Raw genomic sequence first — 18,774 nt, 5'->3', positions numbered from 1 at the left:
CCCTATGCCCCCAACTTCTGTGCCACCGCACCATTACCGGCTGGCAGTAACTTTCGGAAAGCCTCCCGTGCCCGGTGCAACCGCACCTTCGCAGCCGACTCACCGCATTGCAGGACCGCCGCGATCTCCACTACCGTCAATTGATCCCAATACGCCAACTGCAGAATGTCCCGGTCCTTCTCCCGCAAGGAATCCAATGCTTCATCAACCAGTGAATCCCTGCTCCCGTCGCCGTCGCCGGGGACCACGGACTCACGAAGCCGCTCATGCAGCGCTAGCTGGCGCTGATGACTCCGATAAGCATTTCCCAGGAGATTCCTCGCCACAGTGAACAACCACGCCACATCCACGGACGACGCTTCATCCCATTTCTGCCACGCCACACGAAACACGTCCGCGGCCAACTCCTCAGCCACCTGCGCATCATCCACGCGTCGCCGCACAAAACGGAATATGCGCGGATACGTGTCCTTATGCAAGGCGATGAACGTCGATTCCCCCTCGGAAACACGATCCCCCACTCTCAATCCGAAACCAAGCCAAAAACCTGACTAACTGTATAGTTTCCGGCACAAGCCCGCAGGTTACAGCCCTGCCGCACCAACTGCATGGCAGCAACTGCCGCTTGCTAAAAGTGTGGCCGTGAGCGAAGAGGGCCGAGTAAGGATCGTCCTCAGCCGAGCGCCCGAGGATGCGCAGCGGCGTACACCTCTCGCAAGGTATCGGCGGTGACCAAGGTGTACACCTGTGTGGTGGTCACTGAAGCATGGCCCAGGAGCTCCTGCACAACACGGACGTCCGCGCCGCCCTCAAGCAGATGCGTGGCAAACGAATGCCGGAGGGTGTGCGGGGAGACATCCTTAGTGATGTTGGCCTTCTCCGCTGCGGCCTTCAGAATTGTCCAGGCACTCTGCCGGCTGATCCGCCCTCCACGGGCGTTCAGAAACAGTGCCGGAGTGCCTTTTCCTTTGGCGGCCAACGCGGGCCTTCCGCGGACGACATAGGACCCGACGGCGCGAGCACCATAGGATCCCAGCGGCACCAGGCGTTCCTTGGAGCCCTTTCCGAAGAGCCGTACGATCGCAGGCGTATCGGCTTCCGCTTCGAGCGAGACATCGTCAACGTCAAGCCCCACAGCTTCGCTGATGCGGGCACCTGTGGAGTAGAGGAACTCCAGTAGTGCCCGGTCCCTCAGGCCGGTGGCGGTATCGGCACCGGCCGCTTCGAGGATCCGGGTCACTTCGCCCACGCTGATGGCCTTCGGCAGACGCCTGCCGGGCATTGGCGGGTGGACATCGCTAGCGGGGTCCGCCGTCGTTGTCCCCTCCAAAGCCCAAAACTTGTGGAGCCCGCGGACGGCAACCACGGTGCGCGCCGCAGAACGGACTCCGAGTGCTGCTGCGCCATCCGAGCCGTCGGCGAGTGCCTGCACAAAGGCGGTGACGTCGTGGCGGGAGATGTTGCCTGGTTTGTCGACGCCGGAGGCAGCCAGGAAGTTCGAGTAGCGGGACAGATCCCGGCGGTAGGCGGACAACGTGTTGCTTGCGAGGCCGCGTTCCACGCCAAGGTGCTGCAGGTAGTCCGTGACGGCCCGGTCAATGGCTGTTTGAATCCGGGCTTCCGCTAGCTGGGGCACGGTCAGCGCTGGCTCGGGTGGGCTGGCCAGGGGGCATTGGCCGGGCGCAGGCTCCTGAAGCCCTCGGCGCGTGCAGCGGAGGCGGCGAGGATCCCGACGACGGCGGACGGGTTGTGCAGGCGGCCTTCCAGCACCGCCACAACTGCTTCGTCGAGAGGCACCCACACCAGCTCGATTTCGGATTCCTCCTCCGTGCGGACGTGACGTTCGGCCTCGGGCACGTCTCCCAGTCCCCGGGCCAGATAGATTCGGATGGCCTCGCTCGAGGATCCGGGCGAATTGAAGAAGTCCACCAGGACGTTCCACGTGGCGGCTGTAAGATCGGCCTCCTCAGCCAGCTCCCGGGCTGCACCCACCACAAAGTCTTCTCCGGCCACGTCTAGAAGCCCGGCGGGAATCTCCCACAGATCCATGCCGACCGGGTGGCGATATTGCTTGAGCAACAGGATTTCGCCGTCGACATTCATCGGCAACACCGCAACGGCGCCAGGATGGTCAATGTAGTCGCGGACCAAAGTACCGGTATCTTCGCCCAGCTCGAAGGCGTCGCTGACGACGTCCCAGATGCGGCCCTCGTAGACCTTGTCGGACGACAAAAGACGGCGCGGGCTCGGCATGTCCGAAACCTTCCGAAAAGGACTGGGGGTTTCAGAAATACCGGGCATCGCGCCGTCCTTCGTTTGTGTGAGCGATTACTTCGCAGCTACCTTGCGAGCCGACTTTGCAGCCGAATCAACGCCTGCCTGGCGCTCCAGCGCAGCCTTCACGAGGCCCGCAAACAGCGGGTGCGGTCGTGTGGGGCGGGAGCTGAGCTCCGGGTGGGCCTGCGTTGCCACGTAGTACGGGTGTACTTCGCGCGGCAGTTCCACGTACTCAACCAGCTTGCCATCGGGAGAGGTTCCGGAGAACACCAGGCCCTCGGCCGCGATCTGCTCGCGGTACTTGTTGTTGACCTCGTAGCGGTGGCGGTGGCGTTCACTGACCGTGGTTGCGCCATAAGTCTCTGCAACCACGGAGCCTTCGTCCAGCTTGGCTTCATAGAGACCCAGACGCATAGTGCCGCCCAGATCGCCTTTGCCGTCCACGATGTCCAATTGCTCTTCCATCGTGGCGATGACAGGGTATTTGGAGTCGGGCTCGAACTCGCTGGAGGAGGCGCCTTCGAGGCCGACCACGTTGCGGGCGTACTCGATGACCATGCACTGCAGGCCAAGGCACAGGCCCAGAACCGGAAGCTTGGTTTCGCGGGCGAACTTGAGCGCGCCCAGCTTGCCTTCCAGGCCACGGATGCCGAAGCCGCCGGGAACACAAATCGCGTCGACGCCGGCCAGGGACTTGGTGGCGCCTTCGAGGGTTTCACATTCGTCTGACGGGACCCAGCGGATCTTGACCTTGGTTTCGTTGGCAAAACCACCAGCGCGCAAGGCCTCGGTCACGGACAGGTAAGCGTCCGGGAGGTCAATGTACTTGCCCACCAAGGCAACTTCCACGTGGTGCTTGGGGTTGTGGACTGCTTCGAGGAGCTTGTCCCAGCTGGTCCAGTCGACGTCCTTGAACGGGAGATCCAGGGCTCGGACGACGTAGGAGTCAAGGCCCTGGGAGTGCAGCGTCTTGGGGATGTCATAGATGCTGGGAGCATCGGCGGCGTTGACCACTGCGTCAATATCGACGTCGCACATGCGGCCGATCTTTTCGCGCATGGCATCGGGCACTTCGCGGTCCGAACGAATCACGATCGCTTCCGGCTGGATGCCAAGGGAGCGCAAGGCGGCAACGGAGTGCTGCGTCGGCTTGGTCTTCAGTTCCTGCGACGGACCGATGTAAGGCACCAAGGAGACGTGGAGGAAAAAGACGTTGTTGCGGCCGATGTCCTGGCGGACTTGGCGTGCGGACTCCAGGAAAGGCTGGGACTCGATGTCGCCAACCGTGCCGCCGATTTCAGTGATGATGACATCCGGAGCGTTCTTGCCTTCAGCGGGGAGGCGCATGCGGCGCTTGATCTCATCCGTGATGTGCGGGATGACCTGGACGGTGTCGCCGAGGTACTCGCCACGACGCTCCTTGGCGATGACGGTCGAGTAGATTTGGCCGGTCGTAACGTTGGCCGAACCCTCGAGGTTTTCATCGAGGAAGCGTTCGTAGTGTCCGATGTCGAGGTCGGTTTCGGCGCCGTCGTCAGTGACGAAGACTTCGCCGTGCTGGAAGGGGTTCATCGTGCCCGGATCCACGTTCAGATAGGGATCGAGCTTCTGCATAGTTACAGACAAACCGCGTGCCCGCAGCAGGTGGCCGAGGCTCGAAGCCGTCAGTCCCTTACCGAGCGAGGACGCCACACCGCCAGTGACAAAGATGTGTTTGGTCGTCTTGGACGAGCCCGGGAACCGGGAATTTACACGGGAATTTGATCGCTGCACCACGGAATTCGAGCCTATCATCAATTGCGCCTCCAAAGGATCCGCTAACCGTTTTCCCAAATGCTCAATAGTCCCCTGCCGTGGGGCAAGGATCAAGAGTAAAGTCCACCCGAACCGGTAAAAACAGGTCAGTCGCTCAGGTATCCCCGGCTTGGCAGCGCCCTCCGCGTGAGCCGGCTCCCGGTCCGTCGAGGCCGGGATGTGACTGATGTCCTACGGCTGGAGCTGCTGGCTAGACCTGCTGGGGTAGAAGCTTGGCGTCGTCCAGCAATTCCTGGGCATGCGCACGCGCAGACTCCGAGTCTTCCTGCCCCGCCAGCATCCTGGCAAGCTCCTTCACGCGTTCTTCGTCATCGAGGAGCTGGACATCGCTGGAGGTGAAGCCAGTGGCGGTCTTACCGTCACTCCCCCTGACTGAGGTCTTGGTGACGCGGATGTGTTGGTCCGCGAACGCGGCGACCTGCGGCAGATGGGTTACCACCAGCACCTGGACGTGGCGCGCCAGCATGGCGAGCCGGCGTCCGATCTCGACAGCCGCACGCCCACCCACTCCGGCATCTACTTCGTCAAAGACGAACGTCGGCACGGGATCCACAGCGGCAAGGACCACCTCGATGGCAAGCATGACCCGGGACAATTCACCACCGGACGCTCCCTTGCCGAGAGGACGGGCGGGTGCCCCTGAGTGCGGCTGCAGCAGGAAGGAGATGTCGTCGACGCCGTACGGCCCCAACTGCCCGTCACTGTCGACCTCGATCACGAGGGTGGCGTCGGCCATCGCAAGGGCGGTGAGTTCCGCACTCACGCGCGCGGCGAGGTCCTTCGCGGCCTTCGACCGCGACTTGGAGATCCGGGCGGCCTGCTTCCGCAGTGTGGACTCTGCGGCAGTCACCTCAGCGTCGAGGGCTTCGATCCTGCTCGAGTCGTCCTGCAGTTCGTCCAGCCGGATCCTTGAGGCTTCGGCCCATTCGAGCACCTCGTCGATGCTCGGTGCGTACTTCCGGATGAGCTTGGCCAGCGCCCCACGCCGGTCCTCAATCTCCGCAAGGCGTTCCGGACCTTCGGAGTCCAAGGAGGCCTGGTAGCTGGACAGCTCCCCGGCGATGTCGTTGATGAGGAAACCAATTTCGGCGAGCCGCGTGGCCGCTCCTGCCAAGGCTTCGTCATGCTCGGAAACCTGTTCCAAGGTCCGTTTGGCCGAGTCGATCAGAGTCGTAGCATCGGCTGTTTCGCCGAATTCCTCCGAGATCAGTGCTTCATGTGCTGCTGCGGCGGCAATGCGGAGCTCTTCGACGTTGGCCAGTTTCACTGCCTGTGCCTTGAGCGAATCGTCCTCTCCCGGCTGGGGGTCGACGTCGTCGATTTCCTGGAGCGCGACGGCCAGCGATTCCGCCTCCCGTAGCCTTTCGCGAGCCTCGCTTCGGAGAGTATCGAGTTCCGCCTGGCTGGACTTCCAGTGACTGTAAAGGTCCTGATACGCAGTAAGCGCGGCGGCGAGGTCCGCCCCGGCGAAACGGTCCAATGCGTGCCGTTGCGCCACGGCACCCTTGAGCCGGATCTGGTCCGACTGGCCATGCACCACCACCAGGCTCTCGCCAAGTTCTGCCAGGACGCCCACGGGCGCCGACCGGCCGCCCACGAAGGCACGGCTGCGGCCGTCCGCGCCCACGGTGCGGGCCAGCAAGAGCTGAATGCCGCCGTCGTACTCTTCAGCGTCGCCGCCGGCCTCCACGGCCCGTTCCACGGCGGCGTGCGCCGGATCAAGCAAGAGCCGAGCCTCCGCGGAGGCTGACTTGGCGCCGGAGCGCACCGCACCGGCGTCGGACCGTGCTCCAAGGAGGAGGCCGACGGCGGTGACCACCATGGTCTTGCCGGCGCCGGTTTCGCCCGTGACGACGCTCAGGCCGGGCCCCAACGGCAACGTGGCGTCGGTGATGACGCCGAGATCACGGATCCGGAGTTCCTCGATCATGGTTTACATCTCCTTGGTGGGGTCGGCCGCTCTGCCTGTCCGCACGTCCTGGGGCGTTGGCAAAGGGCTGGGCTTGAAGGTCCGGACCACGGGGGTAGGACCGGTGTGGATGTCCGCCGTACGGGGTGCCGGGCCCCGCCAGCCGTGGATGGGGAGCTCGAACTTCCGCACGAGTCGTGCGGAAAACGGTGTCTGGTGGGTGCGGGCAAGCCGCACTGGCCGGGTAGACCGGGTGACTTCGATCCGGGCGCCGGGCGGCAGGTCCACGGAGCGCCGACCATCGCACCAAAGCACGCCTTGGGCGTCCGTGCGGGTGAGGATCTCCACGGCAAGCCTGGACCGCGGCGAAACAACGAGGGGCTTGGCGAAGAGGGCATGGGCGCTGATAGGGACAATCACCAAGGCCTCCACCTCAGGCCACACCACCGGCCCGCCGGAAGAGAAAGCGTAGGCCGTGGAACCCGTGGGGGTAGCGAGCACCACTCCGTCGCAGCCAAACGAGGTTAGAGGACGTTCGTCCACTTCGGTCACTACTTCGATCATGCGCTCCCGGTCAGCCTTCTCAATGGCGGCCTCGTTGAGGGCCCAGGTGTGCCAGATCTTCTGGCCACGGACCCACACCTGGACGTCGATGGTCATGCGCTCTTCCACCGTGTATTCGCGGCTGGCGATCCATTCAACGGTCTGGGCAAGATCGGCCCGTTCGCTCTCGGCGAGGAACCCGACATGTCCAAGGTTGACGCCCAGCAGGGGAACGTCGACGTTGCGGACCAGCTCAGCCGCGCGCAGGATGGTGCCGTCGCCACCAAGAACCATGACGAGTTCGACGTCCTCCAACCGGACATCCTCGTGGAGGATTTCGATCGGCTTATCCACAACACCGTAGAACCGTTCGATGTCGTCCAGTTCCGATTTCTGCATGACGGGAATCAGACCCGAGTAGTGGAGCTGCCCACAGGCATCCCAGGCCGCGCGAAGGGAGTCCTCACGCCCAGTGTGGGCAAGGACCAAAACGCGCCTGCTCATGGTGTTCTGCTTTCTAGTGGGTGGTCCAGATTCGTTCCATCAGTGCAGCAACTTCCTCGTCCTGCTCTTCGATCTTAGGCAAGTCCGCCTGAATCCTGCGTCTTATCCACAGGAAGTACTCCACATTTCCGTCCTGGCCCGGCAAGGGGCTCGGTGCCAGGCCGCAGAGCTCAAGCCCGGCATCCACGGCCGCCTTCGCGACTTGGGCTACCGCGCGCCGCCGTTCATGGTCGGATGTGACCACGCCTGTGCGGCTAAGCCGTTCCTTGCCCACCTCGAATTGGGGCTTCACCATGAGCACAAGGTCTCCCCCGGGTTCGGTGCATGCCGCGAGCGGGCGCAGAACCAGGGTGAGGGAAATGAAGGACAGGTCCGCCACAGTGAGCGCGGCCGGGCCGCCGATTTGTTCCGGAGTCATATAGCGGACGTTGAGGCCCTCGTGGACAGCGACGTGCGGATCGTTCCGCAAGGACGGCACCAACTGGTCGTGCCCGACGTCGACCGCCACCACTTGGGCGGCACCTTGCCGGAGCAGCACGTCCGTAAAGCCGCCGGTGGAGGCTCCGGCGTCGAGGCACCGTTTTCCCTCCACGACGACGGAAGGGAACGCCGCCAGGGCTCCGGCCAGTTTATGGCCGGCCCGGCTGGCGTAAATGTCCTCGGCGTGGGCTTGGACATCAAGTACGGTCGCTTCGGAGACCTGTTGTGCCGCCTTGGCGAGAACGGTGCCCCCGGAGCTGACTTTTCCGTCCGCAATGAGTTTCGCGGCATGGGTCCGCGATCTCGCCAATCCACGGGTGACGAGTTCCTGGTCGAGTCTGGCCATTCTCAGCGTTCTTCGGCGTCGAGGGCCGCCAGCAAGGAGTCGTGGATCTCTGCGTACATGGCGCTGTGCTCGGCCACCGGCACGGTGGGGATGTCCGCCAGCCGTTCCAGGGAAGAATCCACGGCTGCATCACCGGTGGGGGCAGTGTCTTCCGGCCATGGAGCATCGTGCGGTTCGACGGCGCTGAGTTCCACGGCGCTCGGTCCGACGGCGCTCTCCGGGAGATCGTTCAACTTGCTCATTGCAACAGTCTAGTTTTCCAGCCATTCGAGCCGCGGCGATGTAGCTTCTGCTGCGTCCGGGTTGGCGGCCCACCAGGCCGCACATGCAGCACGCCAGGCGTCCAGATCTTTCTCGGACCCGGAGATGGTGATCAGGCCATCCTGGACTTCGGCAGTTGCCTTTCCGCAACGGAACGTGCTGTCCTCCTCGACGATCTCGGGGTACGGCTCGTACAGTTCAGTGAGATCAGCCAGCAAGTAGCCGGGGCGTTCCGAACTGCGCGCAGCAAGGATGGACTCGGGCGTGTCGACGCCGGTGAGGACCGCCGCCGTCGCGAAGCCCGCACGGTTGCCGCCGAGGATGTCGGTGTCCAGACGGTCCCCGACGACGATCGGACGCTCGGACTTCAGCCGCCGCGCAGCGGAATGGAATAGGGGAGCCTCGGGCTTGCCTGCGACTCGCGGTTGCTTGCCCGTGGCAGACGCGACGGCGGCTACCAGGGTCCCGTTTCCGGGTGCAATGCCCCGGGCTTGGGGAATGGACATGTCCGTATTTGTGGCGACCCAAAGGGCACCCGAAGCAACAACGTAGGACGCCTCGGCCAAGTCCTTCCACGCGATTTCGGGGTTGAAGCCCTGGACTACTGCCACGGGTTTCTCTTCGGCGCTGTGGACGGGCGTGAGGCCAACGAGTTCGATTTCGTGAGCCAACGCCGCGCTACCGGTGATCATCACCCGCGAACCGGGAGCCAGGAGACCGGCGAGAAGGTCTCCTGCGGCCTGCGAAGAGCTGACCACCTGATTGTCCTCAGCCGGTGCCCCAAGCTCACGAAGATGCGCCGCAACCTGGGCAGGGGTGCGCGAGGCGTTGTTGGTTACATACCCAAGCCGCACACCCACCGACTCAAGCCGCTGCAGGGATTCCACCGCACCGGGAATGGCGTGGGGGCCCGCATAGACAACTCCGTCCAGATCGGACAGAACTGCGTCAAAACGCGAAACCAGTGAGGCGTCAGTCATTCTTGGTGTCTTCACCGTCCCCGGAAGCCTTTTCCTGGTCTTCGTCTGCTTCGCCTTCTTCGGCGGAATCGGGATCCGATTCGGCGTCATCGGACTCGAAGTAGTCAGACTCCACGTCGTCGAGTTCCACTTCGTGCTGTTCCAAGTCTTCAGAATCGACGACAGTCTCCGCGCGTCGCGGGGCAGCCTCGGTGCTTGACTCTTCGGTTAGCTCGGGGCCCTCGTCGACGTTCCGGAAGCGAGGCTTGGGCGCTTCGCGCTCGTCGCCTTCGCCGAGGTCGATGATGTCCGGGTCTTCGAACTCTCCTACGCCGAGGGCATTCTCCGCAACGACTGCCTGGCGCTGCCACTTGTCGGCCTCCGCTGTGCGGCCCACGGCCGTCAGGGCGTTAGCGTAAGCACGGAACAAGCGCGGGCTGTAGGAGAAAGCGCGGTTGATGTCGAGCTGGATGATCTCCAGCTCGGCCACGGCGGCGTCCAACTGGCCAAGGTCGGTCCTGGCTCCGGAGGCCACAATTGCCAGTTCGACCTTGCCAGGGGCATCGAGATCCTGGGCTTCGGGAGAACGCACGACGTCCAGCGCTCGGTCCGGTCGCCCCAGACCGCGTTCGCAGTCCGCCATGAGCGGCAAATGGACGTTGGATCCACTAATCCGACGGTAGGTGCGGAATTCGCGAAGCGCCTCGCCGTAGTGTCCGGCAGCGTAGGCGGTCAGGCCTACAGCTTCACGGACAGCTGCCAAGCGTCCACCACGGCGGCTGGCAGCCAGGGCGTGCTGGAAGGACAGTTCAGGGTCGATATCGATGAGGCGGCCGGCCATGACGAGGTGCTTGGAAACCCACTCGGCATTTGTGCCTTCAAGGGTCTTGATCTGGTGCTTGGTGACCCGGTCGAGCTCCTGGCCCGTAACGTCGTCGTCGATCTCCGGGGAACGCTCGCGGTCCGGGCGGTTGGCGCTGCGCAGATCCGCAGCGTTCGGAACTCGGGCGGGACGCTCTTCCCAGGATCCTCCGCCGAAGCTACGCCCCTCGGAACGCGGGCCATCGAACTTGCGGGGACCGCGCTCCGGGCGATCACCAAAGCTGCGGCGCTCACCGTCGCCTTCACGACGCGGACGATCACCATAAGGCTTACGGTCACGGTCACCGAAACTGCGGCGCTCACCGTCGCCGGCCGGCTTACGATCCCGATCACCAAAGCTCGGACGCGCATCCGCATCGCGACGCGGACGATCACCATAAGGCTTACGGTCACGCTCACCGAAACTGCGGCGCTCACCGTCGCCGGCCGGCTTACGATCCCGATCACCAAAGCTCGGACGCGCATCCGCATCGCGACGCGGACGATCACCATAAGGCTTACGGTCACGCTCACCGAAACTGCGGCGCTCACCATCGCCGGCCGGCTTACGATCCCGATCACCAAAGCTGGGGCGCGCATCGCCCTCACGACGCGGACGATCACCAAACGGCTTACGATCCCGATCACCAAAGCTGGGGCGCGCATCGCCCTCACGACGCGGACGATCACCAAACGGCTTACGATCCCGATCACCGTCGCCGGCTGGCTTACGATCGCCAAACGGCCTACGGTCACGGTCGCCACCAGCGTTGCCTTCGCGGTTGTCCTTGGAACGGAATCCCCGCGGGTCGCCCCCGGAATTGTTGTTGGCGCGGAACGGGCCGCGATCGCCTCGGCCACCGCCGAAGTTGCCGCGATTGCCGCCGTTGTGCTCAGCCATGATGGATTCCTCCTGTTGTGAGCTGACCACTGGCGCATGCGCAGCCGCTCTTATCCGTATTTTGTTCTCACGCCGCCGGGATCCGGCTCGTATCTCTTATGCAATTCTAGGTGAACGGCCTTCCGCGAACGCATTCGAGGACCGCCTAATCAGCTCCCCGTGGGAAGCATCACAACTTTCGGCGCGCCCGGCAGTCGTTCGGCAGGCTCCTAAAACCAGATCCAGGGGTCGGAATTTTGACGCTCCTGCAGTTTTGGGGCCTTCCGGCCGGTCCCTCCTGCGGTTTTGGGGCCTTCCGGCCGGTCCCTCCTGCGGTTTTGGGGGCGGGGGTGCCGCTCGGTGCAGGGGCCGCCCGTATGTGAAGGAGGGTCCGGGGCTTCCGGCGTTTAGGTGAAGGAGCGTTGGGGGCTTCCGGCGTTTATGTGAAGGAGGGTCCGGGGTTTCCGGCGTTTAGGTGAAGGGGGGTTTGCCGGGGTGGGGGGTGTTAAACGGGCCAGGCCCCGACATTTCGTTGTCGGGGCCTGGGCCGTTGAAAGATGTCCGGCGGTGTCCTACTCTCCCACACCCTCCCGGGTGCAGTACCATCGGCGCTGTGGGTCTTAGCTTCCGGGTTCGGAATGGGACCGGGCGTTTCCCCCACGCTATGACCGCCGTAACCCTGTTGCCCGTCCCCGCACGGGTGCGGGGTGGGAAGACTGGTTACAACATTGTGGTGTTGTTATTCAGTTGTGTCGGTTCCTGGGACAACATGGGTTTGTTGTTCGGGAACCACATAGTGGACGCAAGCAGCTGGTGTTTGTGTGGTGTAAGTTGTCGGCCTATTAGTACCGGTCAGCTTCAACAGTCTTTGGTCCTGTCTTCCACATCCGGCCTATCAACCCAGTGGTCTGGCTGGGGGCCTCTCACACACGAGGTGCATGGAAATCTCATCTTGAAGCGAGCTTCCCGCTTAGATGCTTTCAGCGGTTATCCCATCCGAACGTAGCTAATCAGCGGTGCACTTGGCAGTACAACTGACACACCAGAGGTTCGTCCGTCCCGGTCCTCTCGTACTAAGGACAGCCCTTCTCAAATTTCCTGCGCGCGCAGCGGATAGGGACCGAACTGTCTCACGACGTTCTAAACCCAGCTCGCGTACCGCTTTAATGGGCGAACAGCCCAACCCTTGGGACCTACTCCAGCCCCAGGATGCGACGAGCCGACATCGAGGTGCCAAACCATGCCGTCGATATGGACTCTTGGGCAAGATCAGCCTGTTATCCCCGAGGTACCTTTTATCCGTTGAGCGACGGCCATTCCACAATGTACCGCCGGATCACTAGTCCCGACTTTCGTCCCTGCTTGAGATGTCTCTCTCACAGTCAAGCTCCCTTGTGCACTTACACTCGACACCTGATTGCCAACCAGGCTGAGGGAACCTTTGGGCGCCTCCGTTACTTTTTAGGAGGCAACCGCCCCAGTTAAACTACCCATCAGGCACTGTCCCTGACCCGGATCACGGGCCGAAGTTAGATGTCCAAAGTGACCAGAGTGGTATTTCAACGATGACTCCACCCGAACTGGCGTCCGGGCTTCAACGTCTCCCACCTATCCTACACAAGCCACTCCGAACACCAATACCAAACTATAGTAAAGGTCTCGGGGTCTTTCCGTCCTGCTGCGCGTAACGAGCATCTTTACTCGTACTGCAATTTCGCCGAGTTTATGGTTGAGACAGCGGGGAAGTCGTTACTCCATTCGTGCAGGTCGGAACTTACCCGACAAGGAATTTCGCTACCTTAGGATGGTTATAGTTACCACCGCCGTTTACTGGGGCTTGAATTCTCAGCTTCGCCTTGCGGCTAACCGGTCCTCTTAACCTTCCAGCACCGGGCAGGAGTCAGTCCGTATACATCGTCTTGCGACTTCGCACGGACCTGTGTTTTTAGTAAACAGTCGCTTCCCCCTGGTCTCTGCGGCCCCGATCCCCTCCCACCAGCAAGTGGTGTTCAAGGTTGGGGCCCCCCTTCTCCCGAAGTTACGGGGGCATTTTGCCGAGTTCCTTTAACCATAATTCTCTCGATCGCCTTGGTATTCTCTACCTGATCACCTGTGTCGGTTTGGGGTACGGGCGGCTGGGACCTCGCGTCGATGCTTTTCTAGGCAGCATAGGATCACCGGATCCCCCTCGCGGGGGTCCCGTCAGATCTCAGGAACGTCATCAAAGACACAGCGACGGATTTGCCTATCGCTGACCCTACATCCTTAGACCGGGGCAACCATCGCCCGGCCCGGCTACCTTCCTGCGTCACACCTGTTAATACGCTTACCTCCCGGGATCAGGTCCCGCGCTCGGCCAAAACCCGCACACCACAAGGGTGCTTGGGCAGGCTCCGGGCGGTTAGTATCCCCCGCTTGGCATGGGCGGTCCTTCGCCGGTACGGGAATATCAACCCGTTGTCCATCGACTACGCCTGTCGGCCTCGCCTTAGGTCCCGACTTACCCAGGGCAGATTAGCTTGACCCTGGAACCCTTGATCATTCGGCGGACGGGTTTCTCACCCGTCTTTCGCTACTCATGCCTGCATTCTCACTCGTGTAGGCTCCACCGCTGGTTTACACCGCGACTTCACCGCCCACACGACGCTCCCCTACCACTCCAGACGACTGAACCACGAAGGCTTGTCTACTATCTGAAATCCACAACTTCGGCGGTGTACTTGAGCCCCGCTACATTGTCGGCGCGGAATCACTTGACCAGTGAGCTATTACGCACTCTTTCAAGGATGGCTGCTTCTAAGCCAACCTCCTGGTTGTCTTCGCAACTCCACATCCTTTCCCACTTAGCACACGCTTAGGGGCCTTAGTTGGTGGTCTGGGCTGTTTCCCTCTCGACTATGAAGCTTATCCCCCACAGTCTCACTGCTGCGCTCTCACTTACCGGCATTCGGAGTTTGGCTGACGTCAGTAACCTTGTAGGGCCCATCGGCCATCCAGTAGCTCTACCTCCGGCAAGAAACACGCAACGCTGCACCTAAATGCATTTCGGGGAGAACCAGCTATCACGGAGTTTGATTGGCCTTTCACCCCTACCCACAGCTCATCCCCTCCATTTTCAACTGAAGTGGGTTCGGTCCTCCACGACGTCTTACCGTCGCTTCAACCTGGCCATGGGTAGATCACTCCGCTTCGGGTCTAGATCACGCCACTACACTCGCCCTGTTCAGACTCGCTTTCGCTACGGCTACCCCACACGGGTTAACCTCGCGACGTAACACTAACTCGCAGGCTCATTCTTCAAAAGGCACGCCGTCACAACTACTAAGGCTGCTCCGACGGATTGTAAGCACACGGTTTCAGGTACTGTTTCACTCCCCTCCCGGGGTACTTTTCACCTTTCCCTCACGGTACTGGTCCGCTATCGGTCATTAGGAAGTATTTAGGCTTATCAGGTGGTCCTGACAGATTCGCACGGGGTTTCTCGGGCCCCGTGCTACTTGGGATCCTCTCCAGGCGGCACACAACATTACGGTTACGGGGCTCCCACCCTCTACGGCCGGCCTTTCAAGACCGTTCACCTATGTCCATGCTCTCACCCCACCGGTCCGGCAGAACCAGTACGGAAAGTCCCACAACCCCGCCCATGCAACGCCCGCCGGCTATCACACATGGAACGGTTTAGCCTCATCCGCGTTCGCTCGCCACTACTAACGGAATCACTCTTGTTTTCTCTTCCTGCGGGTACTGAGATGTTTCACTTCCCCGCGTTCCCCCCACGCACCCTATGTGTTCAGATGCGGGTCACCAGGCCACGCAAACGCGCCTGGCGGGGTTTCCCCATTCGGACATCCTGGGATCAACGTCCGGTTATCGACTCCCCCAGGCTTATCGCAGATTCCTACGTCCTTCTTCGGCTCCTAATGCCAAGGCATCCACCGTGTGCCCTTAAAAACTTGACCACACAAAGATCAAAAACATTCCGAGAGAACCACGGAAACCAACCACGCCGAAGCACGGCCGGATCCAGGTCCATCAAAAAGAAATTGCTGTAGACACAAACAAGCACAAAGGCCTGCCCGTGTCAGATGCTCGCGTCCACTATGTAGTTCTCAAACAACAACCCCGTACCACACCCCCGCACCAGCCACCCCCGCAAAGGGACAACCACCACGCACAGGCAAATGCAGCCAGGAAACCGGAAACACCAAAACCCACACCCCGCACCACCCCCCGACAAAGGAGGGCCCGCGGACCATGGCCCTGTTGCCTCAGGACCCAACAGTGTGCCAAACACGGAAAACCGGGACCCCCGCCCCGCACCGTTCCAGAACACCCCTCCCGCGAAGGGAAGAACATCCGTACTAAGGGCGGAAAAGAAACCACCGGCCGCTATCTGCTGATATTCCACCCATGAGCACCCACCGCAGAACAGACGCCTGCGCAATGGGCTTTGCTTCCACCCACCCCCGGACCATCCATGCGGACAGCACAAGGGGCGATGATGGTGCTCCTTAGAAAGGAGGTGATCCAGCCGCACCTTCCGGTACGGCTACCTTGTTACGACTTAGTCCCAATCGCCGGTCCCACCTTCGACGGCTCCCCCACAAGGGTTAGGCCACCGGCTTCGGGTGTTACCAACTTTCGTGACTTGACGGGCGGTGTGTACAAGGCCCGGGAACGTATTCACCGCAGCGTTGCTGATCTGCGATTACTAGCGACTCCGACTTCATGGGGTCGAGTTGCAGACCCCAATCCGAACTGAGACCGGCTTTTTGGGATTAGCTCCACCTCACAGTATCGCAACCCTTTGTACCGGCCATTGTAGCATGCGTGAAGCCCAAGACATAAGGGGCATGATGATTTGACGTCGTCCCCACCTTCCTCCGAGTTGACCCCGGCAGTCTCCCATGAGTCCCCACCACGACGTGCTGGCAACATGGAACGAGGGTTGCGCTCGTTGCGGGACTTAACCCAACATCTCACGACACGAGCTGACGACAACCATGCACCACCTGTAAACCGACCGCAAGCGGGGCACCTGTTTCCAGGCGTTACCGGTTCATGTCAAGCCTTGGTAAGGTTCTTCGCGTTGCATCGAATTAATCCGCATGCTCCGCCGCTTGTGCGGGCCCCCGTCAATTCCTTTGAGTTTTAGCCTTGCGGCCGTACTCCCCAGGCGGGGCACTTAATGCGTTAGCTACGGCGCGGAAAACGTGGAATGTCCCCCACACCTAGTGCCCAACGTTTACGGCATGGACTACCAGGGTATCTAATCCTGTTCGCTCCCCATGCTTTCGCTCCTCAGCGTCAGTTAATGCCCAGAGACCTGCCTTCGCCATCGGTGTTCCTCCTGATATCTGCGCATTTCACCGCTACACCAGGAATTCCAGTCTCCCCTACATCACTCTAGTCTGCCCGTACCCACTGCAGAACCGGAGTTGAGCCCCGGTCTTTCACAGCAGACGCGACAAACCGCCTACGAGCTCTTTACGCCCAATAATTCCGGATAACGCTTGCGCCCTACGTATTACCGCGGCTGCTGGCACGTAGTTAGCCGGCGCTTCTTCTGCAGGTACCGTCACCCGAAAGCTTCTTCCCTACTGAAAGAGGTTTACAACCCGAAGGCCGTCATCCCTCACGCGGCGTCGCTGCATCAGGCTTCCGCCCATTGTGCAATATTCCCCACTGCTGCCTCCCGTAGGAGTCTGGGCCGTGTCTCAGTCCCAGTGTGGCCGGTCACCCTCTCAGGCCGGCTACCCGTCGTCGCCTTGGTAGGCCATTACCCCACCAACAAGCTGATAGGCCGCGAGTCCATCCAAAACCGCAAAAGCTTTCCACCACCACCGCATGCGCGGCACGGTCATATCCGGTATTAGACCCAGTTTCCCAGGCTTATCCCAGAGTCAAGGGCAGGTTACTCACGTGTTACTCACCCGTTCGCCACTAATCCCCCCGGCAAGCCAGGGATCATCGTTCGACTTGCATGTGTTAAGCACGCCGCCAGCGTTCATCCTGAGCCAGGATCAAACTCTCCGTTGAAGTAAAACAAAAACAGACACAACCACAACCACCGGAAATAACGGCGGAACGGCTGCACAAAATTTGAAACCAGCTGTAAAAAACCAGCCCCGCACCACGAAGGTGACACGGAACCAGCCAAAACAACCAATTCATATAAAATAAATCGGTATCAACAAACTTGGCACACTATTGAGTTCTCAAACAACAGACACAATCCGAATACTTCTCGGAACAAATTCAATTGAATTCGATGTTCCGCATTTCCTCGCTGCGATGTTCCTACTGTATTTCATTCATTTTCACTTTGCAAATCCAGGATTTCTCCCGAAATTCACCCAAGTAAATCGAATATCCCCGAAGAGTCAAAAAATTATCCGATTTCCGGACTTTCGTCCAAACCGGATCTTTCACAATTCAATGGGATTTTGTTGCAATTTGTCCGCATCAGCGGCAGCAACTCAGAAAACGATACACGCTCCCCCGGAGCCGCGCAAGTCGGCCTCGGAGGAACGTGCAATAGTCAGCGTCGGCGCGCCTGCACCACGGCACACAGCGGAACAAACCTGCCCCGCCATGAAGTCAAGGAACCGTCAGACGGTCACTTCGACGGTTGCCAGATTCTTCTTCCCCCGGCGCAACAACAAGTATCGGCCGTGAAGCAGTTCCGCCTGGTCGATCACGGCGTCCGGGTCCGTCACCTTGCTGTTGTTCACGTAGGCGCCGCCCTCTCCCACCGTACGACGAGCAGCGGATTTGCTCTCGGACAGTCCGGAAGCGACCAAGAGGTCAACGATACCCAGGCCATCCGCGCGGATCGAGGCTGACGGCAGCTCGGCCGTGGCGGACGCCAAGGTGGCTTCATCCAGAACCGAGAGATCGCCATTGCCGAACAGCGCGGCGGAAGCAGCGATCACCTTCTCCGTTGCCTCGATTCCGTGCACCAGCGACGTGACTTCGTAGGCGAGCCTGCGCTGGCCCTCGCGCGCGAACGGGCGCCCGGCAACAGCGGCTCCAAGTTCCTCGATCTCGGCGCGGCTAAGGAAAGTGAAGACCTTAAGGCGATCAACGACGTCGGCGTCCGCGGTGTTCAGCCAGAACTGGTAGAAGGCATACGGGCTGCACATATGGGCGTCCAGCCAAATGGCATTGCCCTCGCTCTTACCGAACTTGGTGCCGTCCGAATTGGTAATGAGGGGCGTGCCTAGGGCGTGGACAACCTTGCCGTCAACCTTTCGGATCAGCTCCGTGCCACTCGTCAGGTTGCCCCACTGGTCCGAGCCACCGGTTTGCAACACGCAGCCGTAATCGCGGTTGAGTTGGAGGTAGTCCATGCCCTGCAGGATCTGGTAGCTGAACTCGGTGTAGCTGATGCCTTCGTCGGAACCGAGACGGGAGGCAACGGCATCCTTGCGAAGCATGGTGCCCACGCGGAAGTGCTTCCCGATTTCACGCAGGAAGTCGATGGCACTCAGGGGCGCGGTCCAGTCAAGGTTGTTCACCATGCGTGCGGCGTTGTCGCCCTCGAAGCTGAGGAAGCGGCGGACCTGAGCCTGAAGGTAGCCAACCCACTCCGAAACCGTGTCCTTGGTGTTCAAGGTGCGTTCCGCCGTCGGGCGCGGGTCGCCGATCAGTCCGGTGGAGCCGCCCACGAGGCCGAGCGGCTTGTGACCGGCCAGCTGGAGGCGACGCATGAGCAAAAGCTGGACCAGGTTGCCGAGGTGCAGAGACGGTGCCGTGGGGTCGAAGCCACAGTAATACGTGATCGGGTCCCCGGCGAGCAGCTTTTCCAATTCCGTTTCATCAGTGGAAACGTGGATAAGGCCGCGCCATTTGAGCTCTTGCCAGATATTGGCAAAGCCCGGGTCGTTGTGCTGGGACTCGAGGTTGTTTACGTGTGACACGAGTTCTAAGTTAGCAG

12 protein-coding genes and 3 rRNA genes are annotated in these 18,774 nt (G+C 61.2%); 1 reads left to right on the top strand and 14 read right to left on the bottom strand.

Translation table 11 applies throughout. The features are described from left to right. Window positions 1-2: 2 nt before the first annotated feature. The 10 genes from LFT43_RS07275 to LFT43_RS07230 form a co-directional block, all read right to left on the bottom strand. Window positions 3-521 carry an RNA polymerase sigma factor gene (locus LFT43_RS07275; RefSeq protein ID WP_395801836.1) on the bottom strand — a complete coding sequence of 173 codons (519 nt, stop codon included), beginning with the start codon at window positions 519-521 and terminating at the stop codon, window positions 3-5. Window positions 522-673: 152 nt separating this feature from the next. After that, window positions 674-1,666 (bottom strand): site-specific tyrosine recombinase XerD, encoded by a 993-nt coding sequence (xerD, locus tag LFT43_RS07270; protein WP_395802953.1) that lies wholly within the window; start codon window positions 1,664-1,666, stop codon window positions 674-676. After that, window positions 1,639-2,301, bottom strand: a complete 663-nt coding sequence (locus LFT43_RS07265; protein ID WP_395801835.1) for an NUDIX domain-containing protein — start codon at window positions 2,299-2,301, stop codon at window positions 1,639-1,641. Before LFT43_RS07265 ends, xerD begins: the two co-directional genes overlap by 28 nt. Window positions 2,302-2,328: 27 nt before the next feature. After that, entirely contained in the window at window positions 2,329-4,071 is a 1,743-nt protein-coding gene (locus tag LFT43_RS07260) for a CTP synthase (RefSeq protein ID WP_184741984.1), read from the bottom strand. A gap of 211 nt (window positions 4,072-4,282) precedes the next feature. Then, entirely contained in the window at window positions 4,283-6,022 is a 1,740-nt protein-coding gene (recN, locus tag LFT43_RS07255) for a DNA repair protein RecN (protein ID WP_395801834.1), read from the bottom strand. 3 nt (window positions 6,023-6,025) lie between these two features. Further along, entirely contained in the window at window positions 6,026-7,048 is a 1,023-nt protein-coding gene (locus LFT43_RS07250; RefSeq protein ID WP_395801833.1) for an NAD kinase, read from the bottom strand. A 13-nt stretch (window positions 7,049-7,061) separates the two neighbouring features. After that, on the bottom strand, window positions 7,062-7,874 hold the full coding sequence (locus tag LFT43_RS07245; protein ID WP_395801832.1) for a TlyA family RNA methyltransferase: 813 nt from the start codon (window positions 7,872-7,874) through the stop codon (window positions 7,062-7,064). A gap of 2 nt (window positions 7,875-7,876) precedes the next feature. Next, the gene (locus LFT43_RS07240) at window positions 7,877-8,116 is read right to left on the bottom strand and encodes a hypothetical protein (protein ID WP_395801831.1); all 240 of its coding nucleotides are present in this window, start codon (window positions 8,114-8,116) and stop codon (window positions 7,877-7,879) included. Between the two features lie 9 nt (window positions 8,117-8,125). After that, on the bottom strand, window positions 8,126-9,115 hold the full coding sequence (locus LFT43_RS07235) for an HAD-IIA family hydrolase (RefSeq protein WP_395801830.1): 990 nt from the start codon (window positions 9,113-9,115) through the stop codon (window positions 8,126-8,128). Then, a complete protein-coding gene (locus LFT43_RS07230; protein WP_395801829.1) occupies window positions 9,108-9,935 on the bottom strand; it encodes a hypothetical protein in 828 nt (275 codons plus the stop codon). The genes LFT43_RS07235 and LFT43_RS07230 overlap by 8 nt, the downstream gene beginning before the upstream one ends. A 54-nt stretch (window positions 9,936-9,989) precedes the next feature. On the opposite strand from LFT43_RS07230, the gene LFT43_RS07225 reads away from it, so the two are divergent. Further along, the gene (locus LFT43_RS07225; protein WP_395801828.1) at window positions 9,990-10,877 is read left to right on the top strand and encodes a hypothetical protein; all 888 of its coding nucleotides are present in this window, start codon (window positions 9,990-9,992) and stop codon (window positions 10,875-10,877) included. Window positions 10,878-11,394: 517 nt separating this feature from the next. Here LFT43_RS07225 and rrf read toward each other — a convergent pair. From rrf to tyrS, 4 genes are all read right to left on the bottom strand, one after another. Then, window positions 11,395-11,511, bottom strand: a 5S ribosomal RNA gene (gene rrf, locus LFT43_RS07220). 145 nt (window positions 11,512-11,656) lie between these two features. Further along, window positions 11,657-14,794 (bottom strand): 23S ribosomal RNA (locus LFT43_RS07215). Window positions 14,795-15,350: 556 nt separating this feature from the next. Next, a 16S ribosomal RNA gene (locus LFT43_RS07210) occupies window positions 15,351-16,874 on the bottom strand. Together the 16S, 23S and 5S rRNA genes form the textbook arrangement of a ribosomal RNA operon. A gap of 572 nt (window positions 16,875-17,446) precedes the next feature. Next, entirely contained in the window at window positions 17,447-18,757 is a 1,311-nt protein-coding gene (gene tyrS, locus LFT43_RS07205; protein WP_395801827.1) for a tyrosine--tRNA ligase, read from the bottom strand. Window positions 18,758-18,774: the final 17 nt, after the last annotated feature.

Origin of the sequence: Arthrobacter sp. FW306-04-A (assembly GCF_044358315.1) — a bacterium.
Lineage (GTDB): Bacteria > Actinomycetota > Actinomycetes > Actinomycetales > Micrococcaceae > Arthrobacter.
This window is presented reverse-complemented; position numbering and strand designations above follow the sequence as displayed.

Excerpts from the sequence above, each read along its gene's own strand:
- LFT43_RS07245 (WP_395801832.1), bottom strand. The coding sequence starts at position 7,874 with ATGGCCAGACTCGACCAGGAACTCGTCACCCGTGGATTGGCGAGATCG.
- LFT43_RS07230 (WP_395801829.1), bottom strand. The coding sequence starts at position 9,935 with ATGGCCGGCCGCCTCATCGATATCGACCCTGAACTGTCCTTCCAGCAC.
- LFT43_RS07235 (WP_395801830.1), bottom strand. The coding sequence starts at position 9,115 with ATGACTGACGCCTCACTGGTTTCGCGTTTTGACGCAGTTCTGTCCGAT.
- LFT43_RS07260 (WP_184741984.1), bottom strand. The coding sequence starts at position 4,071 with ATGATAGGCTCGAATTCCGTGGTGCAGCGATCAAATTCCCGTGTAAAT.
- LFT43_RS07240 (WP_395801831.1), bottom strand. The coding sequence starts at position 8,116 with ATGAGCAAGTTGAACGATCTCCCGGAGAGCGCCGTCGGACCGAGCGCC.
- LFT43_RS07265 (WP_395801835.1), bottom strand. The coding sequence starts at position 2,301 with ATGCCCGGTATTTCTGAAACCCCCAGTCCTTTTCGGAAGGTTTCGGAC.
- recN (WP_395801834.1), bottom strand. The coding sequence starts at position 6,022 with ATGATCGAGGAACTCCGGATCCGTGATCTCGGCGTCATCACCGACGCC.
- LFT43_RS07250 (WP_395801833.1), bottom strand. The coding sequence starts at position 7,048 with ATGAGCAGGCGCGTTTTGGTCCTTGCCCACACTGGGCGTGAGGACTCC.